General features: G+C 61.0%; 29 protein-coding genes. 16 read left to right on the top strand and 13 right to left on the bottom strand.

The window, feature by feature from the left end; translation table 11 throughout:
* The first annotated feature begins 19 nt into the window (after nucleotides 1-19).
* On the top strand, nucleotides 20-547 hold the full coding sequence (locus ACYQ0G_RS08895; protein WP_460101756.1) for a hypothetical protein: 528 nt from the start codon (nucleotides 20-22) through the stop codon (nucleotides 545-547).
* A 1-nt stretch (nucleotide 548) separates the two neighbouring features.
* Here the strand turns inward: ACYQ0G_RS08895 and ACYQ0G_RS08890 are convergent, their stop codons facing one another.
* The 3 genes from ACYQ0G_RS08890 to ACYQ0G_RS08880 all read right to left on the bottom strand — a co-directional run bounded on the left by ACYQ0G_RS08890 (nucleotide 549) and on the right by ACYQ0G_RS08880 (nucleotide 5,202).
* Nucleotides 549-2,357 carry an AMP-dependent synthetase/ligase gene (locus ACYQ0G_RS08890; RefSeq protein WP_460102815.1) on the bottom strand — a complete coding sequence of 603 codons (1,809 nt, stop codon included), beginning with the start codon at nucleotides 2,355-2,357 and terminating at the stop codon, nucleotides 549-551.
* A 91-nt stretch (nucleotides 2,358-2,448) separates the two neighbouring features.
* Nucleotides 2,449-4,164, bottom strand: a complete 1,716-nt coding sequence (gene ggt, locus ACYQ0G_RS08885) for a gamma-glutamyltransferase (RefSeq protein WP_460101754.1) — start codon at nucleotides 4,162-4,164, stop codon at nucleotides 2,449-2,451.
* A 9-nt stretch (nucleotides 4,165-4,173) separates the two neighbouring features.
* The gene (locus tag ACYQ0G_RS08880) at nucleotides 4,174-5,202 is read right to left on the bottom strand and encodes a quinone-dependent dihydroorotate dehydrogenase (RefSeq protein WP_460101753.1); all 1,029 of its coding nucleotides are present in this window, start codon (nucleotides 5,200-5,202) and stop codon (nucleotides 4,174-4,176) included.
* Nucleotides 5,203-5,534: 332 nt separating this feature from the next.
* On the opposite strand from ACYQ0G_RS08880, the gene ACYQ0G_RS08875 reads away from it, so the two are divergent.
* From ACYQ0G_RS08875 to ACYQ0G_RS08830, 10 genes are all read left to right on the top strand, one after another.
* Nucleotides 5,535-7,337 carry a DUF885 domain-containing protein gene (locus ACYQ0G_RS08875; protein WP_460101752.1) on the top strand — a complete coding sequence of 601 codons (1,803 nt, stop codon included), beginning with the start codon at nucleotides 5,535-5,537 and terminating at the stop codon, nucleotides 7,335-7,337.
* A gap of 280 nt (nucleotides 7,338-7,617) precedes the next feature.
* The gene (locus ACYQ0G_RS08870; protein ID WP_460102814.1) at nucleotides 7,618-8,028 is read left to right on the top strand and encodes an SUF system Fe-S cluster assembly regulator; all 411 of its coding nucleotides are present in this window, start codon (nucleotides 7,618-7,620) and stop codon (nucleotides 8,026-8,028) included.
* The gene (gene sufB / locus ACYQ0G_RS08865; protein WP_460101750.1) at nucleotides 8,025-9,506 is read left to right on the top strand and encodes a Fe-S cluster assembly protein SufB; all 1,482 of its coding nucleotides are present in this window, start codon (nucleotides 8,025-8,027) and stop codon (nucleotides 9,504-9,506) included. Before ACYQ0G_RS08870 ends, sufB begins: the two co-directional genes overlap by 4 nt.
* Nucleotides 9,506-10,024: an endonuclease domain-containing protein gene (locus tag ACYQ0G_RS08860; RefSeq protein WP_460101748.1), complete on the top strand. Its 519-nt coding sequence runs from the start codon at nucleotides 9,506-9,508 to the stop codon at nucleotides 10,022-10,024. The genes sufB and ACYQ0G_RS08860 overlap by 1 nt, the downstream gene beginning before the upstream one ends.
* Nucleotides 10,017-10,766, top strand: a complete 750-nt coding sequence (gene sufC, locus ACYQ0G_RS08855) for a Fe-S cluster assembly ATPase SufC (protein ID WP_460101746.1) — start codon at nucleotides 10,017-10,019, stop codon at nucleotides 10,764-10,766. The genes ACYQ0G_RS08860 and sufC overlap by 8 nt, the downstream gene beginning before the upstream one ends.
* On the top strand, nucleotides 10,763-11,155 hold the full coding sequence (locus ACYQ0G_RS08850) for a hypothetical protein (protein ID WP_460101744.1): 393 nt from the start codon (nucleotides 10,763-10,765) through the stop codon (nucleotides 11,153-11,155). Before sufC ends, ACYQ0G_RS08850 begins: the two co-directional genes overlap by 4 nt.
* Nucleotides 11,152-11,907: a SufD family Fe-S cluster assembly protein gene (locus ACYQ0G_RS08845; protein WP_460101743.1), complete on the top strand. Its 756-nt coding sequence runs from the start codon at nucleotides 11,152-11,154 to the stop codon at nucleotides 11,905-11,907. The genes ACYQ0G_RS08850 and ACYQ0G_RS08845 overlap by 4 nt, the downstream gene beginning before the upstream one ends.
* On the top strand, nucleotides 11,904-13,121 hold the full coding sequence (locus ACYQ0G_RS08840; RefSeq protein ID WP_460101741.1) for a cysteine desulfurase: 1,218 nt from the start codon (nucleotides 11,904-11,906) through the stop codon (nucleotides 13,119-13,121). The genes ACYQ0G_RS08845 and ACYQ0G_RS08840 overlap by 4 nt, the downstream gene beginning before the upstream one ends.
* Nucleotides 13,118-13,636 carry an SUF system Fe-S cluster assembly protein gene (locus tag ACYQ0G_RS08835; RefSeq protein WP_460101739.1) on the top strand — a complete coding sequence of 173 codons (519 nt, stop codon included), beginning with the start codon at nucleotides 13,118-13,120 and terminating at the stop codon, nucleotides 13,634-13,636. Before ACYQ0G_RS08840 ends, ACYQ0G_RS08835 begins: the two co-directional genes overlap by 4 nt.
* Nucleotides 13,636-13,995: a HesB/IscA family protein gene (locus ACYQ0G_RS08830; protein WP_460101737.1), complete on the top strand. Its 360-nt coding sequence runs from the start codon at nucleotides 13,636-13,638 to the stop codon at nucleotides 13,993-13,995. Before ACYQ0G_RS08835 ends, ACYQ0G_RS08830 begins: the two co-directional genes overlap by 1 nt.
* Nucleotides 13,996-14,054: 59 nt before the next feature.
* Here ACYQ0G_RS08830 and ACYQ0G_RS08825 read toward each other — a convergent pair whose 3' ends face one another.
* From ACYQ0G_RS08825 to ACYQ0G_RS08815, 3 genes are all read right to left on the bottom strand, one after another.
* Nucleotides 14,055-14,993: a hypothetical protein gene (locus ACYQ0G_RS08825; RefSeq protein ID WP_460101735.1), complete on the bottom strand. Its 939-nt coding sequence runs from the start codon at nucleotides 14,991-14,993 to the stop codon at nucleotides 14,055-14,057.
* Nucleotides 14,994-15,054: 61 nt separating this feature from the next.
* Nucleotides 15,055-15,471, bottom strand: coding sequence for a hypothetical protein (locus ACYQ0G_RS08820; protein ID WP_460102812.1), 417 nt, complete (start codon nucleotides 15,469-15,471; stop codon nucleotides 15,055-15,057).
* A 1-nt stretch (nucleotide 15,472) separates the two neighbouring features.
* Nucleotides 15,473-16,159, bottom strand: coding sequence for an EI24 domain-containing protein (locus ACYQ0G_RS08815; RefSeq protein WP_460101733.1), 687 nt, complete (start codon nucleotides 16,157-16,159; stop codon nucleotides 15,473-15,475).
* A gap of 112 nt (nucleotides 16,160-16,271) precedes the next feature.
* Between ACYQ0G_RS08815 and ACYQ0G_RS08810 the strand changes: the two genes are divergently transcribed.
* Nucleotides 16,272-17,267 carry an adenosine kinase gene (locus tag ACYQ0G_RS08810; protein ID WP_460101732.1) on the top strand — a complete coding sequence of 332 codons (996 nt, stop codon included), beginning with the start codon at nucleotides 16,272-16,274 and terminating at the stop codon, nucleotides 17,265-17,267.
* A gap of 100 nt (nucleotides 17,268-17,367) precedes the next feature.
* Here ACYQ0G_RS08810 and ACYQ0G_RS08805 read toward each other — a convergent pair whose 3' ends face one another.
* Together ACYQ0G_RS08805 and purD are read right to left on the bottom strand one after the other, a co-directional pair.
* Nucleotides 17,368-17,754, bottom strand: coding sequence for a DUF4168 domain-containing protein (locus ACYQ0G_RS08805; RefSeq protein WP_460101730.1), 387 nt, complete (start codon nucleotides 17,752-17,754; stop codon nucleotides 17,368-17,370).
* Nucleotides 17,755-17,954: 200 nt separating this feature from the next.
* Nucleotides 17,955-19,241: a phosphoribosylamine--glycine ligase gene (gene purD / locus ACYQ0G_RS08800; protein WP_460101728.1), complete on the bottom strand. Its 1,287-nt coding sequence runs from the start codon at nucleotides 19,239-19,241 to the stop codon at nucleotides 17,955-17,957.
* On the opposite strand from purD, the gene xseA reads away from it, so the two are divergent.
* From xseA to ACYQ0G_RS08785, 3 genes are all read left to right on the top strand, one after another.
* Nucleotides 19,240-20,706 (top strand): exodeoxyribonuclease VII large subunit, encoded by a 1,467-nt coding sequence (gene xseA / locus ACYQ0G_RS08795; protein WP_460101726.1) that lies wholly within the window; start codon nucleotides 19,240-19,242, stop codon nucleotides 20,704-20,706. The genes purD and xseA overlap by 2 nt on opposite strands.
* A 29-nt stretch (nucleotides 20,707-20,735) precedes the next feature.
* A complete protein-coding gene (locus ACYQ0G_RS08790; RefSeq protein ID WP_425594848.1) occupies nucleotides 20,736-20,933 on the top strand; it encodes a DUF2093 domain-containing protein in 198 nt (65 codons plus the stop codon).
* 74 nt (nucleotides 20,934-21,007) lie between these two features.
* Nucleotides 21,008-21,862, top strand: coding sequence for a M23 family metallopeptidase (locus ACYQ0G_RS08785; RefSeq protein ID WP_460101723.1), 855 nt, complete (start codon nucleotides 21,008-21,010; stop codon nucleotides 21,860-21,862).
* A gap of 99 nt (nucleotides 21,863-21,961) precedes the next feature.
* On the opposite strand, the gene rpmB is transcribed toward ACYQ0G_RS08785, so the two are convergent.
* A complete protein-coding gene (gene rpmB, locus ACYQ0G_RS08780; protein ID WP_460101721.1) occupies nucleotides 21,962-22,249 on the bottom strand; it encodes a 50S ribosomal protein L28 in 288 nt (95 codons plus the stop codon).
* 158 nt (nucleotides 22,250-22,407) lie between these two features.
* On the opposite strand from rpmB, the gene ACYQ0G_RS08775 reads away from it, so the two are divergent.
* Nucleotides 22,408-22,863 carry a nucleoside deaminase gene (locus tag ACYQ0G_RS08775; protein WP_460101719.1) on the top strand — a complete coding sequence of 152 codons (456 nt, stop codon included), beginning with the start codon at nucleotides 22,408-22,410 and terminating at the stop codon, nucleotides 22,861-22,863.
* A 109-nt stretch (nucleotides 22,864-22,972) separates the two neighbouring features.
* Here ACYQ0G_RS08775 and ACYQ0G_RS08770 read toward each other — a convergent pair whose 3' ends face one another.
* From ACYQ0G_RS08770 to nadC, 4 genes are all read right to left on the bottom strand, one after another.
* A complete protein-coding gene (locus ACYQ0G_RS08770; RefSeq protein WP_460101718.1) occupies nucleotides 22,973-23,230 on the bottom strand; it encodes a hypothetical protein in 258 nt (85 codons plus the stop codon).
* Between the two features lie 111 nt (nucleotides 23,231-23,341).
* Nucleotides 23,342-24,052, bottom strand: a complete 711-nt coding sequence (locus tag ACYQ0G_RS08765) for a ribonuclease T2 family protein (protein WP_460101716.1) — start codon at nucleotides 24,050-24,052, stop codon at nucleotides 23,342-23,344.
* Complete coding sequence (locus ACYQ0G_RS08760) at nucleotides 24,042-24,470, bottom strand: hypothetical protein (protein WP_460101714.1); 429 nt, start codon at nucleotides 24,468-24,470, stop codon at nucleotides 24,042-24,044. Before ACYQ0G_RS08760 ends, ACYQ0G_RS08765 begins: the two co-directional genes overlap by 11 nt.
* A 42-nt stretch (nucleotides 24,471-24,512) precedes the next feature.
* Nucleotides 24,513-25,373 carry a carboxylating nicotinate-nucleotide diphosphorylase gene (gene nadC / locus ACYQ0G_RS08755; protein WP_460101712.1) on the bottom strand — a complete coding sequence of 287 codons (861 nt, stop codon included), beginning with the start codon at nucleotides 25,371-25,373 and terminating at the stop codon, nucleotides 24,513-24,515.
* Nucleotides 25,374-25,405: the final 32 nt, after the last annotated feature.

The raw sequence follows: 25,405 nt of genomic DNA, 5'->3' as shown, positions 1-25,405 counted from the left end.
TCGACGAAGGAGTCGAATCATGGCCGTTACCAATGCTGCATCGCTGACAATTGCCGAGATGCGAGAATTCGCTGGTTTCACTGCTGCAGAGCAGCGATACATTCGCCGCAGTCTGGATATCGGGCTCAGCCGTAACGATGCTTTCCGGATCTGGGGGCGCACCCACGGCGAAACCGCCGCAATACGTAGTCAGTACGTGGCCTATCAGGAGCTCAAGGCTCTTCGTGGTGCCATCCCTCATCAATCCGGGTTTGACGGAATCGAGAGTTTTATCGGCAAGATCACCAGGGTCGTAGCCTTCGATCTTGCACAGGAACGGATCGAATGTTTTTCAGCCTTCCGGTTCCTTTACGAGCGCCTGCTCGGCCCGGAAGCCCGCCCTTGGTTGCCCAGTGCCTTTTGTGCTGCGGCCGCTCTGCCGCATATCCGACCGGAACGGCGCAAGATGCTGTTGCAGTCGCTAAGCGAAGCTGCCGCGACCGCGCCGGGCTGGTCCGACCGAGCGCCCACCTTCTTTCCCGAATTCATCGAGGAAGTCCCGGCCTGATTCAGCTCCGGTAGAGGCTCGCCAACCGATCACCGTAACGCTCTTTGATTTTGTGCCGACGTATCTTCATCGAGGGCGTCATTTCCTCGTTCTCAATGCTGAACGTTTCGTCGGCAAATTCGAACTGGCGCACTTTCTCGATCACGGACAGGTCCTTGTTCACGCGATCGATCGCCTTGCGTAGCGCCGCGCGAAACTCCGGATCGTCCTGCAACGCTTTCAGGTCGAATTTCTTCCCCTGATCGGCCGCCCATTCTACTGCCCATTCGGCGTCCGGCACCAGCAGACCAACGATGTAGGGCCGCTTGTCTCCGGCAACCATCGCCTGCCCGATTTCCGGCTGAAGTGTCAGCATGCCTTCAAGCTTCTGCGGCGCGATATTGTCGCCCTTGTCATTGACGATCATGTCTTTCTTGCGATCGGTGATAACGATGCGCCCCTTTTCATCGAGGTGCCCGATGTCGCCCGTATGAAGCCAGCCATCCTTGATCGTACGCGCAGTCTCCGCATCGTTCTGCCAATAACCATGCATCACCAGTTCGCCGCGGCACAGAATCTCTCCGTCCTCGGCGATTTTCACTTCGACACCGCGCATGGCGGGGCCGACCGAATGCATGGCGATACCTGCTTTGGGCCGATTGCAGGCGACGACAGGGCCTGCTTCGGTCTGACCGTAACCCTGAAGCATGGTGAGACCCATCGATCCAAAGAAAATGCCGACTTCGGGATTGAGCGGCGCACCACCGGAAACCATGGCTTTGATACGGCCACCAAAGCGTTGGCGAATTTTGGGCTTTAGGAGTTTTCCGACGAGAAAATCCTTTGCCCCGTCGCCGAACCTCGGTTTACCCTCGGCCCGCCTCTCGCCGACTTCGAGGGCCATGGTCATGAGCTTTTCCGCCATGCCGCCCTGTTTCGCGACCTGCTTCATGATCCTGGTGCGCAGCACTTCGAACAGCCGCGGAACCACGACCATGATCGTCGGGCGGGTCTCTTCAATGTTGCTGGCCAGCTTTTCCAGACCTTCGGAATAGTAAATCTGGGCGCCTACGCCGATCGGAAGGTACTGGCCCCCGGTATGCTCGTAGGCGTGACTGGCGGGAAGAAAGGAAAGGAAGCGTTCTTCATCGTCGATTCCGAAATCTTCCAACAGAATTTCGGCAGCGCCCGCGACATTGCATAGAATGGAACCGTGATGCTGCATCACCCCTCGGGGCGCACCGCCGGTGCCACTTGTATAGATAATGCAGGCCGTGTCTCCGCGACCGACATTTGCCATTCTCGATTTCACGGCCTCACGTGCCGTCTCCGCATCTCCCTGAACCAGCTTATCCCACTGGTGAAAGCTGAAACTTCCCGATTGTTGGCGATGCAAATCTTCGATCCCGATCACATGATCGGCGATTCCGGTCACCTGCAATGCACCGTGGAGCGGCCCAAGCAATTTCTGCGAGGATACGATTACCGCCCGAGCTCCTGAATTGTCGAGAATGTGGACATGGTCGCGTTCGGTATTGGTTACATAGGCCGGCACCGTGATGCAGCCTGCCGCCATGATCGCCAGATCCGCGATACACCATTCGGGCCGGTTCTCGGACACCAGACAAACCCGGTCCCCCGGATTAAGACCGAGCTCACGCAAGCTTTCGGCCAGCAGGCAAACCTGATCCGCGGCTTGCTTCCAGCTTATGGTCGTCCATTCCCCGTCGCGTTTCGCGCCAAGAAAAGCGCGATCAGGCCGCTCGGCCGCACGTTTCAGGAAAAGTTCGACAAGGTTATTAGCGGAGTCGATGTCCGACAGCACAGGCAGGCTCCTCACAGAGTTATCTTTTGTTGTGCGACCAACGACGAGGGGGCGCTTAAGCTCCCCACGCCCCTACGGCAAGGTGACCAGAAGCGTTTCAGGGCAGGTCCAACTGGCCGTCCAGCCTAGGGTCACGTGCGCTTTCCCAGCCCCCAGCTCGCCGCAGGACCGTGCCGCCTTTGATGGGTGCCGCACGGATCATGATCTCGTCATGTCCCAGCTTGCGGAATTCCCCGGCGTGGGTCTGCAACCAGGTTCCTTCTTCAAGCAGCACTTGATCACCGAAAGCCATCGTGAAGGGCAGCGCGAGGGCGTCTCGGGCGTTTAACCCGAAATCGATCGCACCGATGATGGCACGGGCAGTGGTCACCGGAATTGTGCTCCCGCCGGCTGCCCCGACAGCCATGAATGGTCGCCCTTCCGGATCGAAGACTATCGTGGGCGACATCGAACTGCGCGGACGTTTCCCGCCTTCGACCCGATTGGCCACGAGCTTCCCATCAACCTCGGGTGTTCGGCTGAAATCGGTAAGCTCGTTGTTGAGGTAGTAACCGCCAGTCATCAGGCCCGACCCAAAGGCCCCTTCCACAGTCGAGGTGTAGCTGATCATGGTGCCATCGTGGTCGACCACGGCGATATGGGAAGTTCCGTGCTCTGTCGGCTCGTCTCCATCGGTAAGCGCTTGCGGTGCCCCCTCAGGCTTGCCGGGCTGGACGAATCCAAGTGTCGTTTCGGATGAGATAAGAGCGCTGCGCTTTGCCAAATAAACCGGGTCCAGCAGGCCGGCGACGGGCACGTTAACGAAATCGCTATCGGCGAGATACAGTTCGCGATCGGCATAGGCGAGCCGCTGCGATTCAAGGAATAGGTGCCAGGTTACAGGGTTCTCCCGACCAAGGGCGGCAAGATCGAACCTTTCCAGTTGACCGAGGATCTGCTGAACCGCAACTCCGCCGGAAGTCGGCGGACCCATCGAGCAGATACGATAGGAACGGTATGACGTGCACACCGCGTCGCGCTCTTTCGCTTGGTAATTCGCGATGTCCTGAGTGGTCATGGCGCCCGGCTTGGGTGTGTGGCGGGCAACGGTAGTCGCCAAGGCGGTCGCGTTCTGCCCGGTATAGAAGGCGTCCGGGCCCCTGGCGGCGATCTCTTGCAGTGTGCGGGCAAGCTGTTCGTTCTTCACCCGCGTTCCAACCGCCAGGGGCTCGCCTGCGGCATCGAAGAACAGCTCCTTGCCGTCCTCGGTATGGGCGGCACGATCCTTCGAAGATGCCAGCGAGGTGTTCAGGCGGGGATTGACGATCCACCCTTCCCGGGCAAGGCCAATGGCGGGTTGGAACAATGCCGCCCATTCCAGCTTGCCATGCGCTTTATGCGCTTCGGCGGCCAAAGCGATATTGCCCGGAACGCCGACGCTCAATCCGCTCAGGACCGAATCCATGAATGGCGGCACGTCTCCATCCGCATCGAGAAACCATTCGGGGGTGGCGCCCGATGGCGCAGTTTCACGCCCATCAAACGTGGTGACGCTCCCATTGGCCTGGCCGCGAACCATCAGACCGCCCCCGCCGATGCCGGAGCTTTGCGGTTCGACCACGCCCAGGGCCAGCATTACCGCAATGGCCGCATCGGTCGCACTTCCGCCTTTGGCGAGTATGACCTCTCCCGCCGCCTGGGCGCGAGGGTCGGCTGCACTTACCCAGCCTTGGGTTTGCTCATCGCCAAGGCGCGGCGGTACGAGATCGGTAGGTGAGGTAGCGCAAGCCGAAAGTGCCAGCGCTGCGAGCGGTAAAGAAAGCAAACGATACATGCTGCGTGGTTATTCGCTTCCCACCGCATCGGCAATCGATGAAAATCCATCGCGGCGCATAAGCTCCAGAAGGCCGTGCGTGATCCGCCGCGGCAAGCCGGGACCTGCATACACCATCGCGCTGTATAGCTGAACGAGGCTGGCCCCGGCCCGTATCCGCGCCCATGCATCCTCCGCAGACGCTATTCCACCCACACCGATAAGCGGGATGGTTGCGCCAGTCGCTGTCCGGAAGTCGCGAATGCGCTGGAGCGCCAAATCTTTGAGCGGCGCACCGGAAAGTCCGCCCGTTTCAGCAGCATGGCGCGACTGCAGCGGCGGGCGCCCGGTGGTCGTGTTCGATACGATCAGCGCGCCGAGCTTCTTGTCAGCGGCAATGCGCGCGATTGCATCGATATCGGCCGGTTCAAGATCTGGAGCCACCTTGAGGAAGATGGATGGTCCTGCATCGCCTCTCGCCGCGAACACGGCATCGAGGAGTTCGAACAAGGCACTCTCGTCCTGCAGGGCGCGCAGCCCCGGCGTGTTGGGGCTCGAGATATTCACCGCAAGATAGGTTGCCAGAGGCGCCATAATGCGGGTCATCTCGGCGTAATCGGCGATACGGTCATCGCTATCCTTGTTGGCGCCGATGTTGATCCCCAGCACGCCGGGCCGTGCCGAGCGTGCAGACAGCCGTCCCGCCGCGCGTTCCGCCCCGTGATTGTTGAACCCCATCCGGTTGATCACCGCGCGATCTTCCACAAGGCGAAACAACCGCGGCTGCGGATTGCCGAGCTGGGGCCTAGGCGTGATCGAGCCTACTTCAACGAATCCGAAACCCAGCCCCAGAAGTTGGTCCGGAACTTCCCCATCCTTGTCGAACCCGGCCGCCATCCCGAGAGGATTGGGAAAGCTTATCCCTGCAATTTCGGTCCGAAGCTCCTTCGGAAAACTTGGCCTCCGTCTCGGAACGGTTTTGAGTGCCCTGATCGTAAGACGATGAGCGCGCTCCGGATCGAGCGTAAAGAGTAAGGGACGGATCATATCGAAAAGCATTTCACGCCTATGGCTCAGGCCGCGAAAGGTGTCGAGGTAGCGGGTCCTTGCGGCACGACTGCACACTAAAATTCCGTCGAAACGATTACTCACGCAATGGAATGTCGCGTCCTTACAATATTTGCAGGCAAAGTTTCAGTAACCACATTTCTGCGACCCGAAGGGCTCGAAGCGGAACTGCAGAGAGCTCTCACCTTTCAGGGGCGGCCTATCGGGCCGCCCTTTTTTCTGGGGCGGTCTAGGTACTGACTAAAGTGCTCATCGGATGCGGTGTTTACTGTTGCGATCCAGCATGCTTGACACTCTTCTCGTTCACTGAGGGGAAAATCAAGATGAAGCATTCCGTCCGTTTCTGGCTCGCCGGAATATCGATCCTAAGCTTGCCTGCCTGTGCAACGATGGAGAATACCGCGCCGCTCGCTTCCGCCGAGACTAGGCAGTCGTCGAAGAGCGAAGCGCTCGAAAATCTGTTCGAAGAATACGATCAGGCGTCCCTCGCTTTGTCGCCGCTATCCAAATCCTACCGCGGCATTCGCGACGAGGATTATGCTAGATGGGGCGATCTTTCGAGCGTTGCCGACCGGCGGAGCGAAGCGCTGCTCCAGTCGACAGCTGAAAGAATGCGCGCAAACTTCGATCCCGAAACGCTCTCGCGCGAAGACGCGCTGAGCTTCCGGCTTTTCGACGCGATGGCAAAGCGTAGCGCAGCCCTGTCCCCCTACCGCGAATACGGCTACATCTTCGACCAGATGAATGGCGCGCAGAGCCAGTTGCCCGCATTCCTCATCAACATTCACCGGGTGACCGACGGTACCGATGCAGCGGCCTATCTCAGCCGCATCCAGGGTCTGGGACCGGCAATCGACACGCTGGTGGAAGAGTCGAAAGAGCGCGCCGCCGAAGGCATTATGCCGCCCGACTGGGTCTACCCTTACGTAATTTCGGATATCGAGAACCTGCTTGCTGCGGGCGATGACAACGCAATTCTCGAAGATTACCGCAAGAAGATGGGCGCAATCGACGGAACGCGCCCTGCTGAAGGGGCCGCCGAGAAAGCCTGGAACGAGCGCGCACGGCCGGCTTACGAGCGGTTGCTGAATGAAATGAAGCGCCAGCAGGCCATCGCGCCTTCCGAGGATGGAATTTGGCGGTTTCCCGAAGGGGCCGGCTATTACGAAGCACTGCTTCGCAATTACACCACGACAGATCTGACAGCCGATCAAATTCACCAGATCGGCCTGCGCGAAGTGGCACGCATCCATGGCGAAATGCGCGAGATCATGGCCGAAGTTGGCTTTGAAGGAACGCTGCAGGAATTCTTCGATTACACCCGCACCAACGACCGCTTTTTCTATGATACGCGTGAGGCCTATCTCGCGGATGCAGAAGCCAAGCTGGACGCCATGGAAGCCAGGCTGCCGGATTATTTCTCGACGCTGCCTTCCGATCCGCTGGTCATAAAGCCGGTCGAGGCATTTCGGGAGAAAAGCGCAGGTAAAGCTTTCTACCAGCGTCCGGCGCCCGACGGCTCACGGCCCGGTACCTATTATGTTAATCTGTATAACCTGAAAGACATGAGCAAGAATGAGCTGGAAGCTCTGGCCTATCACGAAGGTTTGCCGGGCCACCACTTGCAGCTTTCGATCCAGACGCAGTTGGGCGAAGTTCCTCCCTTCAGGCGCTTTGGCGGGGTTACGGCCTATAGCGAAGGCTGGGGTCTCTATTCCGAAGAGCTTGGCAAGGACATGGGCTTCTACACCGATCCCTATTCCGACTTCGGTCGGCTCGGGATGGAGCTATGGCGTGCGTGCCGGCTCGTGGTCGATACCGGCATGCATCACAAGCGCTGGAGCCGTGAGGAAGCGATCGACTATCTTACCCAGAATACGCCTAATCCCGATGGTGACATCCGCAAGGCGATCGAACGCTATCTCGTCTATCCGGGGCAGGCGACGGCTTATATGATCGGCAAACTCAAGATCATGGAGCTGCGCGACCGGGGCCGCGAAGAGCTGGGCGAGGGATTCGATATCCGTGCCTTCCATGACGTGATCCTCACCAACGGCCCTGTTCCATTGTCGATTATGGAAGAAAACGTGGATCACTGGATCGCCAATGAAAAGCGCGGTTCCTGATACGTAACTGAGTAGAATCAGCGTGATCGGGTGGGTCTGTACATATAATTGTCGTCCCGCCCGATCTCGCACTCTTCCTTTCCCCTCCCACTTTCCTTCAGGTTCGTGCTGAGAGAGCATGGAGGCCATGCTATACGTTCGTAGGTCGCGAGAGGGAAGATGTGCGTGGCAAACCACATTGCTGCGGAAATGCTAACGACTCGCAACTGGCCGTTTCCCGTTGAAAATCGACCGTTCCGCTCATAGTTGAGTAATCGGAACGATATTGTCCGATTTAACTATGCGCCTCTCGAACCTTGCAGATTACGCTGTCGTCACGATGAGCCAGGCTGCCCGCCATTGCGGCGGGGCGAGGGTCAGTGCGTCCGAGCTGGCAGCGGAAACCGGCCTTCCTGTACCCACTGTACAGAAGCTGGTGAGCAAGCTGACGGCAGCTGGACTGCTGCGATCCGTGCGGGGTGCGGGTGGCGGCTTGCAGCTGGCCCGGCCTGCTGCAGCGATAACCCTGGCGGATATTGTAGAGGCAGTCGAAGGGCCGATTGCGCTGACGGCATGTATCGATGGCGGAGAATGTACCGTCGATCACGATTGCCGGGTCAAACCGCATTGGCCGATGGTGAATAAAGCGCTGCGCGGCGCATTGGCGAATATCTCGCTGGTGCAGCTCTCGCAGGAAAAGGAAGTCGCGTGAACGAGCAAGTGGATATCCAGGACCGTGAAGCGAAGGAAGCTGCCGCCAAGGCTGCCGAATACGAGCACGGCTGGTCATCGGACATCGAAACCGAATTTGCCGAAAAAGGGCTGACCGAAGATACGGTCCGCTTCATTTCCGCCAAGAAGAACGAGCCCGAATGGATGCTCGATTGGCGTCTCAAAGCCTTTCGCATGTGGCAGGAGATGGAAGAGCCCGACTGGGCCAAACTCGGCTATCCGGCAATCGATTACCAAGACGCCTATTATTATGCCGCTCCGAAGAAGAAGACGGAACTGGAGTCGCTTGACGAGCTCGATCCTGAGATCAAGCGCGTCTACGACAAGCTGGGCATTCCGCTTGGCGAGCAGGAAGTCCTTGCAGGCGTAAAAGGCGCCCGGAAAGTAGCAGTCGATGCCGTCTTCGACAGCGTCAGCGTGGCCACAAGTTTCCGCGAAGAGCTGAAACGTGCAGGCGTCATCTTTCTGTCGATCAGCGAAGCAATTCGCGAATATCCGGAAATGGTGAAAAAGTGGCTCGGCAAGGTCGTGCCACAGAAGGACAACTTCTTCGCGACATTGAACTGCGCGGTCTTTTCGGATGGGACCTTCGTCTATATCCCTGAAGGCGTGCGTTGCCCGATGGAGCTCAGCACTTATTTCCGCATCAATGCGGAGAATACCGGTCAGTTCGAACGCACGCTGATCGTTGCCGAAAAGGGCAGCTACGTCAGCTATCTCGAAGGCTGTACCGCACCAATGCGTGATGAGAACCAGCTTCACGCCGCCGTGGTGGAACTGGTCGCGCTGGAAGATGCCGAGATCAAATACTCGACCGTTCAGAACTGGTATCCGGGTGACGAGAACGGCAAGGGCGGGATCTACAATTTCGTCACCAAGCGGGCGCTGTGCCAGGGCGCGCGTAGCAAGGTCAGCTGGACCCAAGTCGAAACCGGCAGCGCCGTCACGTGGAAATATCCTTCCTGCGTTTTGAATGGCGAAGACAGCGTGGGCGAATTCTACTCGGTCGCAGTCACCAACAATTACCAGCAGGCCGACACCGGCACCAAGATGATCCATAACGGCAAGGGAAGCCGCTCGACGATCATCTCCAAGGGCATCTCCGCCGGCAAGTCGGATAACACCTATCGCGGCCTTGTGCGCGTGGCGGCCAATGCCGACGGTGTGCGCAACCGCACCGAATGCGACAGCCTGCTGATCGGCGACCAGTGCGGCGCGCATACCCTGCCTTACATCGAGGTGAAGAACCCGACGGCCCAGATCGAGCACGAGGCAACCACCAGCAAGATCAGCGATGACCAGCTGTTCTACGCGATGCAGCGGGGGCTGGACGATGAAGAGGCTATCGCGTTGATCGTGAACGGTTTCGCGAAAGAAGTGCTCAAGGAATTGCCAATGGAATTTGCGGTCGAGGCGCAGAAACTTCTGGCGATTTCGCTTGAAGGGAGTGTGGGGTAATGAGCGATCGTAAAACCCTCCAGCTTCGCGACCCGTCGGAGACGGCTGACGCTGCGCCCACCATCAAGAAGAAGGGCCGTGGTTGGGAGATTTCCGAGAAACGGCTCGATGCGCTGCACGAACAGGCGCGTGAATTGCGGCGCTACTCTACCGAAGCACACAAAGCTTTGGCTGAGCGTTTCGCCAAGGCCGACATGGGCCGTTACGTCTTCAAGCGCCACGCTGTAGTCGGCAGCGCGATTGTCGACTTCAATTGCCACAATCTCGGCATGGCGATCATGATCGACGAGCCCGGCCAGGACGATGCGCTGGCAAAGCGTCGCGACAAGAGCCTCGAGGCTGTCGGCATTCGCGTCATGCGCCTCGCCGCCAAGGATATTCTCGAGAATATGGACGCCGTCCTCGAACGTATCACCCTCGGTATGCGCAGCCGCATCGCCGACAAGCAGCAGGCTCGCCGCGAGCACCAGCGCAACAGTGCGCCGCGGCCCCGCTATTCCAGGAACGAAAATGCTTAAAATTGAAAATCTCTCTGCCGAAATCGACGGCAAGCAAATCTTGAACGGGCTCACGCTCGAAGTTGGCAAGGGCGAAATCCATGCAATCATGGGTCCCAATGGCGCAGGCAAATCGACGCTTGCCTATGTGCTTGGTGGCCGGCCCGGTTACGAAGTGACTGGCGGATCGATCAGTTTCGACGGCAAGGATTTGCTTGATATGGAACCGCATGAACGCGCCGCAGCCGGCGTGTTCCTCGGCTTTCAGTACCCGGTCGAAATACCCGGCGTCTCGAACGTGCAGTTCCTGCGCGAGGCTCTCAATTCCCAGCGTAAGCAGCGCGGGGAAGAGCCGCTGACAGGCGGCGAATTCCTCAAGCTGGCTAAGGAAAAGGCCGGCCTGCTCAAGCTCGACATGGATATGCTCAAGCGTAACGTGAATGTCGGTTTTTCGGGCGGTGAGAAGAAACGTGCCGAGATGGTGCAGATGGGCATCCTCGACCCGAGCTTCGCGGTCCTCGACGAGACCGATAGCGGTCTGGACATCGATGCATTGCGAGTGGTCGGTGAAGGTATCAACACCATCATGCGGGCACCCGACAAGGCGGCGCTGCTGATCACGCATTATCAGCGCCTGCTCGAAGTGGTGAAGCCGGACAAGGTTTCGATCCTGGCGCAGGGCCGGATCGTTAAGACCGGCGGGGCCGAATTGGCTCAGCAGCTTGAAAACGAAGGCTATGACGCCGTGATGGAGGCTGCATGACACTCGCCGCATTAACACTTGTTATGGCGCAAGCCGCCGCTCCTGCCGCCACCGCGCCAAGCGAAGAGGCGATTGCCGAGCAGGTGGTGCAGATCAACCAGACGCTCGATAAATGGAAGGGCGGCGTCTACAAGAAAGACGATGGCAAGCTGACCTGCCGCGTGGAGCAAAGCTCCGGCGATCACGCGGTGGACCTGCTTCGCTGCGGCGCAATGGTGGGTTGCTATACGCCTCGTGTCGAAGAGCTTGATGCGATTGCCGCTGCGGATGCTCCGGAAGCCGATCGCAAGGCACAGATGCAGGAAGTGATGGCTGAGGTGCAGCCCTGCATCGAAGATGCGCACCGGCTCGGCGTGCGCCGCATTGCAACGGTAAGGGCGGCGAAGTGACCGGAACGCTCGATCTCCCGACCCGCAAGGATGAGGCGTGGCGTTATTCTGCAGTCGAAAAGCTGCGGACTGGCGATCTCGACACGTGGAGTCAGATCGACGTGACGGCAGGTGAGAGCCTGCGCGAACTTCTTACTATAACAGACGAAAATTCTTCGCAAACCGAAGTGATCCGGCTCCGCGTCAATGTGGCAGAGAACGCGCGATTCGAGCTGTTTGGCGTCATTGCTTCGGGCGAATTCTCTCGCGTCGAACTCGAAGTCACTATGGGCCGGGGCGCCCACTTCGAAATGGGCGGGATTACCGTTGGCGGCCGGAACACGGTGCGTGAATTCGTGACCCGCGTGAACCACGCCGAGCCGGAAGCGACGTCGAACCAGACGGTGCGCAGCGTGCATTGGGGCGCCGGCACGGGCAACTTCCTCGGCGCGATCGATGTCGCACGGCAGGCTCAGAAAACCGACGCGGCACAGGACTTCAAGGGCCTGCTGCTGGAAAAGGGCGCGAGCGTGAATGCCGTGCCCCAGCTCGAAATCTTTGCTGACGATGTGAAATGCGCCCATGGCGCCACTGTCGGCCAGCTCGATGAAACCGCGCGTTTCTACATGGCGGCCCGCGGCCTTTCGCCCGAAATGACGCGGAGACTGCTGGTGCAGGCCTTTATCGGTGATGCGCTCGTCGGCCTCGACGATGAAGATGCGCACGAGAAACTGCTGGGTGCCGCGCTCGACAAGCTGGACAAGCATTTGTGAGCGATACCGCCACTCTAACCCGCAAAGCCGACTTTCCCGGACTCGTGACCGAGGCCGGTGCGGTCTGGCAATACCTCGACACTGCGGCATCCGCGCAGAAGCCACAGATTGTCGTCGATGCTATGGCTAACGCTCTGGGCCGCGACTACGCGACGGTCCATCGGGGCGTTTATGGTCGTTCGGCGCAGATGACTTTGGGGTATGAAGCCGCCCGTCGGCGCGTTGCCGAGTTTATCGGTGCCAAGACGGAAAATGAGATCGTCTTCGTCCGCGGTGCGACCGAGGCGATCAACCTTGTGGCCGCGACCTGGGGCATGACACGTATCGGCGAAGGCGACCGGATTGTCCTGTCCCAGCTCGAACATCATTCCAATATCGTTCCGTGGCAGATGCTTGCCGAACGGACAGGAGCCGAGATCGACGTTTGTCCGCTTACCGAAGACGGCCGGATCGATCTGGGCGCACTGGAAGCGTTGCTGACCCCGCGCACCAAAATGGTGGCGCTGGCCCACGTATCCAACGTTCTGGGTTCCGTACTGGAAGCGCGTCAGGCAGCCGATCTGGCCCATTCGGTCGGCGCCAAGATTCTGCTCGACGGTTGCCAAGCCGCTCCGCGCATGGCGCTCGACATGGCGGAATTGGACTGCGACTTTTACGCCTTTTCCGGCCACAAGCTCTACGGGCCAACCGGGATCGGCGTGCTCTGGGCCCGGGAAGAACTCCTCGAAAAAATGCCGCCCTATCAGGGTGGCGGGGCGATGATCGACAAGGTCGCCTTCGAGGGTACGACCTATGCACCGCCCCCGCAGCGTTTCGAGGCGGGTACGCCCATGATCACGGAAGCCATCGCGCTTCATGCTGCCATCGATTATGTCGATGCGCTCGGCCCTGATCGGTTGTTCGAGCATGAGGCCGGCCTTGCCCGGCAATTGCGGGACGAGTTGCGCAAGCTGAATGCTGTCACCCTTTTCGGGCCGGATGAAAGCGCCGGGATCGTATCTTTCGCGCTGGATGGGGTTCACCCACACGATCTGGGCACCATATTGGATGAAGAAAATGTCGCGATCCGTGCGGGTCATCATTGCGCGCAGCCGCTGATGGAACACCTCGGCGTTCCCGCCACAGCGCGCGCCAGCTTTGGCCTCTACAGCGACGAAAGCGACATCGACGCGCTCTTGCGCGGAATTGAAAGGACCCGGAGGATCTTCGGATGAACAAGCCCACCACATCAACTAAAAGCGACGAACAGGATTTCATCGCTGCACCGTCGCCTGCCGACACCGTGGTCGGCAAACCGCCTCGCGCGCGCGTGTCCGATGCGGTGGAGCCTGAAGAAACCGCAGGCGAGAAACTGGAACGCAAGCGGGACTATCTCGAAGGCTTTCTGCAGAAGAAGCCCGAGGCTGACCATGCGACCGGAACTGGCGGCAAACTGCAACAGGACGTCATTTCTGCACTGAAAGAGATTTACGATCCGGAAATCCCCGTAAACATCTACGATCTCGGCCTTATTTACGGCGTTGAGGTCGATGACGAAAGCGACGTCACGGTGATAATGACGCTGACGACGCCCAACTGCCCGGTGGCGGAATCGATGCCGGGTGAAGTTGAATTGCGCGCGGCCAGCGTACCCGGCGTGCGTGACGCCGAGGTCAATCTTGTCTGGGATCCGCCGTGGAGCCCGGAAAAGATGTCCGACGAAGCGCGGCTCGAACTGGGAATGCTATAATGGTCGAAACTGCCATCCGCCCTGCCCCGAAAGCTGCCGTTATTCTGACCAAGGGTGCAGAAGCCCGGATTGCCGAACTTATGGCGAAGGCACCGGACGACGCGATCGGCGTCAAGCTATCGACCCCCCGCCGCGGCTGCTCTGGCCTTGCCTATTCCGTCGACTACGTGAGCGAAGAGGCAAAATTCGACGAGAAGATCGAAACGCCGGGCGGCATCTTCTACATCGATGGGGCAAGCGTCCTCTACCTCGTAGGCAGCACGATGGACTGGGTGGAAGATGACTTTTCTGCCGGGTTCGTTTTTGAGAATCCGAATGCCAAGGGTGCATGCGGGTGCGGCGAAAGCTTTATGGTATAAGCGAATTATGTCGCGCTATGACGAGCTCTTCGAGAAAATACAGCGCATGGTTAGGCTGATCAGCCTTCCGCAAGGAAATCGAGCAGTGCCTGTTCGTACTCGTCTACCTTGCCATCCTGATCGATCTTCCGGTCGAGCCAGACCTGCTCCGCCTCGGTGATGACCTTACCCCTTGCGGCCTCGGCCTCGCGATCCGCAAACACACCAAGGCCACCCTGACTGGCACGCTGAAAGCCTGCTTTATCCGGTAGTGTGCCGAGCATGCGCATCAGGAAACCGCCGACGCTCGAAGAGGTGTCATTCATGAATCGCTCGAGTTCGATGGCTTTTTCTCGGTCGATTTGTGCCGTCTCGGTGGCAAAACCCTCTATATAATTCGCCACACCCTGCACGAATATTTGCTTCCATTCAGGCGCATTGTCGGCAGTGAGGGTTATCTCCTTGATACGGAACAGCATTTCCGCCTCAGCTTGGCTAACGCCTGCCGGACGGTCGCTGGCGGGGGCAAAGATCGCGCGGCGCAGCAGCCGGGCTTCTGTGGCATTGACATTCCCTGCCTCCAGCGCGCCACCCCGGCGGGTCGGGCCGGTGCCCTCGACGACTGCTTTCTCCATCTGGCGGATGGCATAGTCCTTGAGTTCTTGCGGGACGTTCTTGGCGATTTCGAAAATGCGGACCAGGGTCTCAAGCTCTGCCATGGAACCCAGATGACCGTCGGTATCGATCTGCGCCATCAGCCAAGCGGCGTTGGCATCATCGACATAGCCCTTGGGGGCGATCTGGTTGACGACGAATTCGCCGATCGCCTCGACGAAGAAATCGGTCCAACCGGGACCACGTTCGGTAAGCTGGCGATTGAGAGCGAAGATCGCTTCGGCCTCGTCCTTCGAGATAACGCCATCCGGCCACGCACTGCGGCGCAGCTCCAGCAGTTCGTCTGCACTGACACGCCCATCTTCGGCGACACGGCGCGCCAGAATATCGAAAGAAGGATTCATAAGTATTTCCGCCAAGGTCCAAGAATAGCGGAATGACTAAGTCATAGCAGTTAAGGGCGCGTTATCGCCGCAATGCTCTGACACAAGCTGCGCGATCGACATCTGCACTGTCGCTGGCCCGGCGCGCCTCCACATGGGTGGCGCTCGTTTGCCCGCCGGGTTGCAGCGGATAGAGATAGATATCGAGCACGCATGCGCTGCCGCTGAATTGCAGCTTGAGAGCATCGCCCTCTTTCACTTCCAGCCGCGGCGCACCGAACAGATTGGCCAGCGCGGTGGCATCGCGCCCGATGACCCCTTCCAGTCCCGGCGCATTCATCACCTTCGGCGCAATAAACGCTCCGGTCGATGGGGCAGGTCGCACGGGCTGTTGCGGCGGTGGCCGTGTCGACGTGACCGGGCGCTGGGCACCCGGAATGGTTTTCGGCGTGCTCACACAGGCGGACAGGCTTGCCGCCATGGCAAGCAGGGCGATCATATTACGCAACGGCGGCTCTCCCGCGATGGACAAGATGGGTGGCGCTTGCCGCACCAATGACAGGGGCGAGCAGGTTGATGCCGGGCACGAGCAGCATTCCCGCAACCGCGCCGCCCAGAAGGAAACGTCCCCCTTGGCCGAGCGGCGCGACATCCTGCTCAGATTGGCGATGGCGCAACCAGACCATGTCGCGCAGTTCCCGCCCGAGCAGGAATGCATTGACGGCCCAGAACAGAAGCGCCGTTCCCACGCCGGTGACCAGCAGGGCAATGGCAAAGGGTAAGGCAATGAAATTGACCACCAATGCCCGCAGCGTCGATCGCAGGCCATTGCGCAGTTCCTGCGTGAGCGGAAGCGATCTGGCAGCGCTGGCCTCGGCCGGATAATGTTTCGCCTCGACCGCCCGGACAACCTCCTCGGCGAAGAATTGCAACACGAACAAAGCGACGAAGCGGAACAGCAGCCACGCGCCGATCAGCGTGGCGAGCAGGGCCAGCAGAGTTCCCGCCCCGCTGCCGTCGGCCAGCCCCGCCCATTCCAGCAGGGCTTCGAAGCCGAAGCTCAGCAGCCAGCCCAGAAGCAGGAATATCGCGATGGTCACCAGCAGGCTCTTGCCGAGAACCCTGAGGATTGCCGGATCGCGCAACTGGCTGAAGGACAAGGCAAGGGCGCGCGGCAGCGATATCATATGGCACGGGTGAATCGCTGCCGCGCCGGGTAATGTCAACGCCGCCCTTGGCCTCTGCGCGACGAACCGCTAACCGCGCCCGACCAATTCTTAAATCCCGCGCGGAGAAAATATGACCGACCCCCGTTACGATGTCGTCGCGATTGGCAATGCCATCGTGGATGTGATGGCCCCCTGCCAGGACGAACTGATCGAAGAACTGGGCCTGGCCAAGGGAGGCATGACCCTGGTCGATACCGAACGCGCGCAGGAACTTTACAGCGCGATGGGCCGCGCAACGGAGATCTCGGGCGGATCGGCTGCCAATACATTGGCGGGCATGGCTGCGCTGGGCGCGCAATGCGCTTTCGTGGGGCAGGTCGCGAAGGATCAGTTGGGCGATATCTTCGCGCATGACATCCGCGCCGTCGGCATCGATTTCGATACCGCCCCGCGCGATGCAGAACCGCCAACTGCGCGCTGCCTCATCTTTGTTACGCCCGATGGCGAACGGACGATGAATACCTTCCTCGGCGCGTCGCAATATCTGCCGCCCGCCGCGCTCGACGAAGAGCTGATCGCCAGCGCGGGCGTGCTCTATCTCGAAGGCTATCTGTGGGATCCCGAAGAACCGCGCAGTGCCATGCGCCGGGCCATCGATGTGGCGCGCAATGCAGGCCGCAAGGTGGCCTTTACTGCTTCGGAAAGTTTCGTGATCGATCGCCATGGCGACGATTTCCGCGCGCTGATTGAAGAGGGCAAGATCGATATCCTCTTCGTGAACGAGGGCGAACTCGCCACGCTCACCGGTGAAGACGATTTCGAAGCCGGTCTGGCCGCCTTGAAGGGTAAGGTGCCCACCCTGGTAGCCACCCGCGGCGCGCAGGGTGCCGTGGCCCTTGCCAATGGAGAGCGCGCCGAAGTTGCCGCAGAACCTGTTGCACAGGTGGTGGACACGACCGGTGCAGGCGATCTTTTCGCTGCCGGCTTCCTCACCGGGCACACCCGCGGTGAAGATCTGGAAACCTGTCTGCGGATGGGCGCGATCTGTGCCGGCGAAATCATCAGCCATATCGGCGCGCGCAGCGAGAAGGATCTCAAGGCTCTCGTCGCGCAAAAGCTCGGCTGATCTTCGGGCGCAGTTGCTCTCTTGATTGGGTAACTAACTTGTCTACTCTGCGGGTCCTTGTCGCATCGGCAAGGACCCGCAGCAGTATCAAGCGGTCTGACTAGCCCGCGGGTTTGCCCTGCAGTTCCGCTGCGGCCAGCCGGACACGCCTGGCCAGATCGTCATCGCTCTGCATTGCCGCGCCAATCGCATTGAATGTTTCGGTGTCGATGCCCGAATCGGCGATGATTGCCGCAGCCTGCTGCTGCTTGGTCGCGGCATCACCGGTCAATGCCTGCAATTCCAGCATGGCACCCGCGAAGCTTTGGACCTGGGCATCGGTGAAAGTCCCTGCGGTCGCCGGATCGCTCATTGTCGGCCCGCTCATGGCAGGGTCGGTCGTATTCTCCTGAGGCGTGTTCGCCTCCAGATCATCCGTGGTCTGGCCGATTGCGCCACTGGCGAGAACCAAGGCCGATCCAGCGAGTACGGTAGGGAGGTATCTCATGGGTAATTCCTTCGATCATGTGTCCCCTGTGCGCTCAACATCGGCACAAACCGACCGCAAGCAAACGGGTGCGAGGCCAATTGTGTCAGAAAGAAGGCGAGAAATAGGGACACGTCCCTCACACAGGACGAACGGAGTGTAAGCGCCGGTTTTGAAGCCCCGCGCTTACCCAGTGTCGTATCATCTCGAGTTAGAGAGCCCTATCCGTGCCGCTCGCGGCGCACCTCGCGCTGGCCGATGTCGCGGCGGCAGAAGCCGGCGGGAAACTGCACCGCGTCGACCGCTTCATAGGCCGCAGATTGCGCCTCGGTGGCGGTGGCGCCTTTCGCGGTGACGTTGAGCACCCGCCCCCCATTGGCGACGAGCCGATCGCCGTCGCGTTTCGTCCCGGCATGGAAGACCTTAGCCCCGTTCTCCTCGGCGCTGCCCAAGTCGATCTCGCCGCCCTTTTTCGGTGTGCCGGGATAGCCTTCCGCTGCCATAACCACGGTAAGTGCGAAATCGTCGCTCATCCGGGGAGCCTCTATTTCGCCAAGGCGGCGTTCGGCACAGGCGAGCATCAGCTCTACCAGATCGCTCTCGAGCCGCATCATCAGCACCTGGCATTCGGGATCGCCGAAGCGGACGTTGTATTCGATCAGCTGCGGGCCGGTCTTAGTCAGCATCAGCCCGGCATAGAGCACGCCTGAATAGGGCATGCCTTCTTCGCGCATGGTGCGGACCGTGGGCTCGATGATTTCGCGCATGGCCTGATCGCGCAGCTTGTCGGTCAGCACCGGCGCAGGCGAATAGGCGCCCATCCCGCCGGTATTGGGGCCTTCGTCACCATCGCCCACGCGCTTGTGATCCTGCGCGCTGGCAAGCGGGACGATGGTTTCCCCGTCGGTCAGCGCAAAGAAGCTCGCTTCCTCGCCGGTCAGGAACTGCTCGATCACCACTTCGGAGCCTGCGCTGCCGAAGCGGCCGTCGAACATTTCCGAAAGGGCGTGCTGCGCTTCCTCGCGGGTTTCGGCGATCACCACGCCCTTGCCTGCGGCCAGCCCATCGGCCTTGAGCACGAAGGGCGCATCGAATTTCTTGAGCGCGCCCCATGCCGCTTCCAGCGAGGTGCAGCGCTCGAACCGTGCGGTGGGAATATTCGCCCGCTCGCACAGATCCTTGGTGAAGCCCTTGCTGCCTTCCAGCTGGGCCGCAGCCTTGGAGGGGCCGAAGCTGAGCACGCCAGCGTCCGCGAGACTGTCTGCCAGCCCTTCGACCAGCGGACCTTCCGGGCCGATGACCACGAGACCGATCGAATTTTCCTCGCAGAACTTGACCACGGCGGCATGATCGCTGCTATCGAGCGGAACGCATTCGGCGCATTCGGCGCATTCCTCCATGCCGGGGTTGCCGGGGCTCGCCCACAGCTTGTCACACTTGGGCGATTGCGCCAGTTTCCATGCCAGAGCATGTTCGCGCCCGCCGCTGCCGAGCAAAAGGATATTCATGGCCGCCGATTTCCCGTCAAATTCCGAAGACGAAGGCTTGGTAGCGAAGCGTCGCCCCGGCGACAACGCCGAGCCGCTGTCGGTAAGCGAAATCTCCAACATCCTGAAGCGGACGGTGGAAGATCGCTTCGGTTTCGTGCGCCTGCGTGGTGAATTGTCGGGCGTGAAGCGCGCGGCCTCGGGACATCTCTATGCTGCGCTCAAGGACGAAAAAGCGGTGATCGATGCCGTGATGTGGCGCGGGAATACCCAGCGCCTGCCGTTCAATCCCGAAGACGGGCTCGAAGTCGTGGCTTCCGGCAAGCTCACCACATACCCCGGCCGCAGCAAGTACCAGATCGTTATCGAGCGGATGGAACTGGCGGGCGAAGGCGCATTGCTGGCGCTGCTGGAAAAGACCCGCGCCCGCCTGGCTGCCGAAGGCCTGTTCGACGAGCAGCGCAAGCGGCCACTGCCCTTCCTGCCGCGCACCATCGGCGTGGTGACTTCGCCCACCGGCGCAGTGATTCGCGATATCCTCCACCGCCTGGCTGACCGTTTCCCGAGCCGTGTGGTGGTGTGGCCGGTGCTGGTGCAGGGCCAGGGCGCCGCCTCTCAGGTGGCCGGGGCGGTGCGGGGCTTCTCCGCCATGCCCGAAAATCATCCCGACCGGCCCGATCTGGTGATCGTCGCGCGCGGCGGCGGGGCGATCGAGGATTTGTGGAGCTTCAACGAGGAAGAGGTCGTGCGCGCAGTCGCCGATTGCACGATCCCCACGATCTGCGCGGTAGGGCACGAAACAGATACGACGCTGGCCGATTTCGCGGCTGACCGCCGGGCGCCCACGCCCACAGCGGCGGCTGAAATCGCCGTTCCGGTGCGGCACGAACTGGCCGCGGGACTGGCCGATTTCGGTGCGCGGAGCAGGCGTGCGATCATACGTCCGGTCCAGTTGGGGCGCGAACGGCTGGAAGCCCGAACCGACCGGCTCCCCACGCCCGAGGCTCTGCTGCAGCCGCAGGCGCAGAAGCTCGACGACCAGGCAGAACGTCTCAAGCGCGGTCTCCGCGACCGTACGGCGCAAAGTCGGGAGCGCCTGGGCAATCTCCGCCTGTCACCTTCGGTTCTGCGGGGCGGTCTAAGAGAGGCGCGCGGAAAGCTCGAAAGTGTGCGGCTGGAACCGGTACTGGTCCGGCGACCGCTGGCCGAAGGGCGTGAACGCCTGGCTGGTCTCGGACGCGTCATGCATTCGCTCGATCCCGATACGGTTCTGAAGCGCGGCTACGTTCGCGTGACCGGCATCGAGGGCGGGACGCTCACCGACAAGGCAGAGGCGGCCAAACACGCCAGCCTGATCCTCAAATTCCGCGACGGTGATCTACCGGTCTCGACCGGCAATGTCCCAGCCACCGCGCCTGCGCCCCAACCGCGCCGCAAACCGCCGAAGTCCGGAACGCCGCCGACGCAGGATGATTTGTTCGGCTAGACGCAGCCTGCTAGGATGATCCCATGCTGATGAACAAGAATTCTTCGTCCGGCGAGGCGAAATTGCAATATGGTCCCAACGGCTTCCGTGTGCTGCGCACCGGCAACCACGTATTCTGCGCGGCCAGCGGGGTGCCGATCCCGCTTGAAGAACTGCGCTACTGGTCGGTGGACCATCAGGAAGCCTACGCGACACCCCAGCTGGCGACGGAGCGGCTGAAGCCGTGAGATTGCACCGGGTCGCGCCGCTTCTCCTTCTTTCGACAGCCGGGTGTGCGGTTTCCACACCGCAAGCCGATATTATGACCTCCGGCGGGGCCGAGCCGGTTGGCGTGTCGACGTCTGCCCCCGCCCCTGCGCCCTCGCCCACCGAGCCGTCTATCGCCGCGCCAACACCGCAGCGCCCGGCGTTCACTTATCACGGCGAGCTTGAGCAGGGTGGCTGGCTGCGTGGCCGGGCGCCCAGCGATGTAGTTTCGGCAACCCTGGGGGATACCGAACTCAGCCTGGACGATGACGGCTATTTCTTCGCCGCCTTCGACCGCGACCAGGAATCGACCATACGCCTCAGCGCCACGCGCGCCGACGGGCAGGTCGTGGCCGAGAATCTTTCCATCAAGCCTCGCGACTGGAACATCGAGCGCGTCAATGTCGCGCGCCGGGCCGGCGGGGCATCCGAAAGCTTCATGCAGCGCCGCCGCCCCGAACTCGAGGCGATCTGGAATGCGCGGCAGGAAGAAACCGGTGCGGATGGCTGGCGACAGGATTTCGTGTGGCCCGCCACGGGCCGGATATCGGGCCGGTTCGGATCGCAGCGTATCTATCGCGGCGAACCGGGCAGCTATCATTCCGGTCTCGATATCGCAGGCGGTGCGGGTACGACTTATGTTGCGCCCGCCGATGGTGTCGTGGTGTTGAGCGAACCGAATTTCAGCCTGGAGGGCCAGCTACTCATCGTCGACCATGGCCAGGGCCTCAACAGCGCCTTCCTGCATTCTTCCGAACTGTTCGTGCGCGATGGGCAGGAAGTGAAGAAGGGCCAGCCATTGGGCCGAATCGGATCGTCGGGCCGCGCCACCGGCCCGCACCTTCACTGGAGCCTCGTCTGGAGAAACAAGCGACTCGATCCGCTGCTGTTTCTGCCGCCTATGCCGTAAGGCAGAGAACGGCCGAGGCAGGGCACGACAAAAGGCGCGCAGGGAATCCCGCGCGCCTTTTTGTTCGTCTGTCTGAAACAGCACCGAAGCGCCGCCGGCTTACGAAGCGGCGGCAGCCTTCTTCAGTTCGCGCTTCACCTTCAGCGCATTGGCCGAAAGCTTTTCGTCATTGGTCTTCATCAGCCAGTTGTCGAGGCCGCCATTGTGTTCGACCGAACGCAGGCCCTGCGTCGAAACGCGGAACTTGAAGCTGCGATCGAGCTTTTCGCTCATCAGCGTTACGTTCTGCAGGTTGGGCAGGAAGACACGCTTGGTCTTGTTGTTGGCGTGGCTCACATTGTTGCCGACCTGGCGGCCCTTGCCGGTGAGTTCGCAAATACGCGACATGGATCAGTCTCTTCGTTCGAATGGGCGGGCGAGTTCCCTTGGCCGCGCTATGCGGGTCAGGGCCTCATTAATCCCGGAAAGCGGCGCGCATAGCGGTGGGGGTCCGAATCGTCAAGCACGTTGCGCAGGCCGCAGCCGGGGGCTAGCGAGGCGCTGGTATGTCGTCCTGGACCCTCCCGCAACCCATGAAGCGCGCCCTGGCACTGGCCGAGGCCAGCGCTGCCGCGGGCGAGGTGCCGGTCGGGGCCGTTATAACCCGCGACGGCCAAGTAATCGCCGAGGCGCATAATACACCGCGCGAAACATGCGATCCCACAGCCCATGCCGAAATCCTCGCGATTCGCCGTGCTGCCGAAGCGCTCGGCCAGGAACGGCTTACCGATTGCGAATTATGGGTCACGCTCGAGCCCTGCGCCATGTGTGCCGGGGCGATCGTCCACGCCCGGATAGCCAAGGTCTATTACGGCGCAAGCGATCCGAAAGGCGGCGCAGTCGAGCACGGTGCGCGGGTATTCGAGCAGGATCAGTGCCTGCACCGGCCGGAAGTCTACGCCGGTCTGGGGGAAGCGCGGGCAGCCACGCTGTTGCGCGAGTTTTTCAGCGCGCGGCGCTAAGGCTGCGTTGCGGACAGTCCATTAATCGGGCCCGCAACAAAAAACGGCACCCGTCCGGAAACGGGTGCCGCAAAACCATCAGCCGGCGATAAATCGCCGACCGGTGAAATTAGTTGGCCGCGTCAACAGCGTCTTCAGCCTGGTCGCCAGCTTCGCCCATGGCGTCTGCTTCGGCGTCGAGAGCTTCTTCCTGAGCTTCGTTGCCCTGAGCTTCAGCGAGGTCGGCCTGCTCTTCAAGCGTGTCTTCCTGCGATTCGTACTGCTGCTCAACCAGATCTTCCTGAGCTTCCTGCTCGCTTTCTGCACAGCCAGCGAGAGCTGCGAAAGCGAATGCCGAAGCGACGAGCGTTGCGTTCTTGAATTTCATTTGGGTTCCCCTTTTTCGCCACAATTGGCTGTGCGCGCCATGGACTATATCCGACTAAAAGGTCAAATGTTGAATGCGTTATAGAGAAATCGTGCGGCGCGCTGCCTGAACCTACAAGCCGCGCCAGATCCTGGCTGCGCGGTCGTCAGAAGCACCAAATCTCGCCGGATCGCATCGCTTCGGCATGAAACGCCGGTCGTAGCAAAGGCGGATTTCCTCGATCCAGTCCTTGCGGTCGAGATGTACGCCGATGGCTTCGGGCATCCAGCCCGGATTGGCGTCGGCAAGACGCGTGCGGATGGTGCCAGCGGTCAGATCGTCCTCGCGGCTGATGCGGACGAAGTCGGGCCAGCGCAGGCCGTTGTAGAGGATGCGGGTCACCTTGAGATAGGTCGCCGGCTGCCGCGTCATGCAGCTGCCGTGCTTTTCCCACTGGCGGGCGATCAGCGCGGCGTCGGGGCTGATGCAGAGATTGGGGCGGGCCTCGCGCGGCTTGAGGTCTTGGCCGCCGCACCATTGCGGCCAGCTGCGGCCGCTTTCCGGCCAGAGACCGTGCACGGTAAAGCCGAACCGCCCGCTATCGCCGGAACATTGCCGCGCATGACGGCGCTGGGTCTCGCGAAAGCGGCAGAACTCGGGCGCCCAGCTCAGCGCCAGCGTATAGCCGGTGACGGGCAGCCGCCGTGGCCGTTCAGCCTTGATCGGCGGGAGCTCCACCGCATCGGGCAGGGAGCATTGAAACGCCTGTGCCTGCGCCACTTGCGGAAACGCGGTGGCACAGGCGAGCGCGGCAATCAGTAACGCGGTGCGATCAGTCGCCACGTTTCTCGGCGAACCAGGCCTTCGCATCGGGCTGGAACAGCATGTAGATCGCGGCGACTGCCATCACGGTCGAGATGATGCCTGAAATCTGGCTGACGCTGAAGCTGCCCGTCACGATCGCGGTCAGAACGGAGATCACGCTCCACGCCGTGAACAGAGCGATGATCCATTTCACGAATTCGATCCGCAGTCTCGAGATCAGGAACCACAGCGCCAGGCTGATGGCGGTCCCCATCAAGACACCGGTGATGACGGTGGTGCTGGCAAAACTGTCTTCGGGTGCGACACCCTGTGCGGCGAATTCGGCATTCATCTGCTGGATCAGCGTATCCCAGCCGAGCATGAGCCCGGCGAGGCCCACGATGACCGAGCCGATGTACAGATAATCGAATTTCTTGATGGAAGCGGGTTTGGTCACGCGTTCCTCCCTGTTGATACAGTGCGAGGGAGTGCAACGCTTTTACAGGGGAGTAAAGTCCAGACCGATATCGACCGCAGGTGCGCTCTGCGTAAGCCGACCCACGGAAACGTAATCGACGCCGGTTGCGGCCTTGGCGTGGATGGTTTCCAGATTGATGCCGCCGCTCGCTTCGGTCGGCACGCGGCCGGCGACCAGCGCCACCGCCTCGCGCAGCACCGGCGGTTCCATATTGTCGAGCAGCAGCCGCGTGGCCCCCGCTTCCAGCGCGGGTTCGATCTGGTCGATCCGGTCCACCTCGCAGATGATGTCCGTGACCCCGGCATCGACCGCGCGGCGCACCGCTTCGCTCACGCTACCGGCCACGAGGACGTGGTTGTCCTTGATCATCGCCGCATCCCACAGGCCCATGCGGTGGTTGGCACCGCCGCCCATGCGCACGGCGTATTTTTCAAGATGGCGCAGGCCGGGGATCGTCTTGCGCGTATCGAGCAGGGTGCATTCGGGATGACCCATGGCGCGCACATATTCGGAAACCATGGTGGCCACGCCCGACAGATGCTGCACCGTGTTGAGCGCCGCACGTTCCGCCGTCAGCATGGCGCGGGCATTGCCTTCGAGCCGCATCAGATCGGTGCCGCCGGAAACCTGTGCGCCTTCCTCGACTAATATCTCGATCGTCATATCGGGATCGAGCGCGCGGAAGAAGGCTTCCGCCACCGGCAGGCCGGCGACCTTGATATCGTCGCGCGTGTCCATCACCCCGGCAAAGCGCGCATCGGCGGGGATCACGCTTTCGCTGGTCACGTCGCGCCCGCCGCCGGGCAACCCTTCGCCAAGATCCTCGGCCAGGGTGTCGCGGACGAATTGGTCGAGATCAAAACCAGTAAGTTTGAATGTCATGCAAGGCTCCTAACCGGGCCGGTGGAGGCCCG

The sequence above is a fragment of the Qipengyuania triglochinis genome, from assembly GCF_054655615.1.
This window is presented reverse-complemented; position numbering and strand designations above follow the sequence as displayed.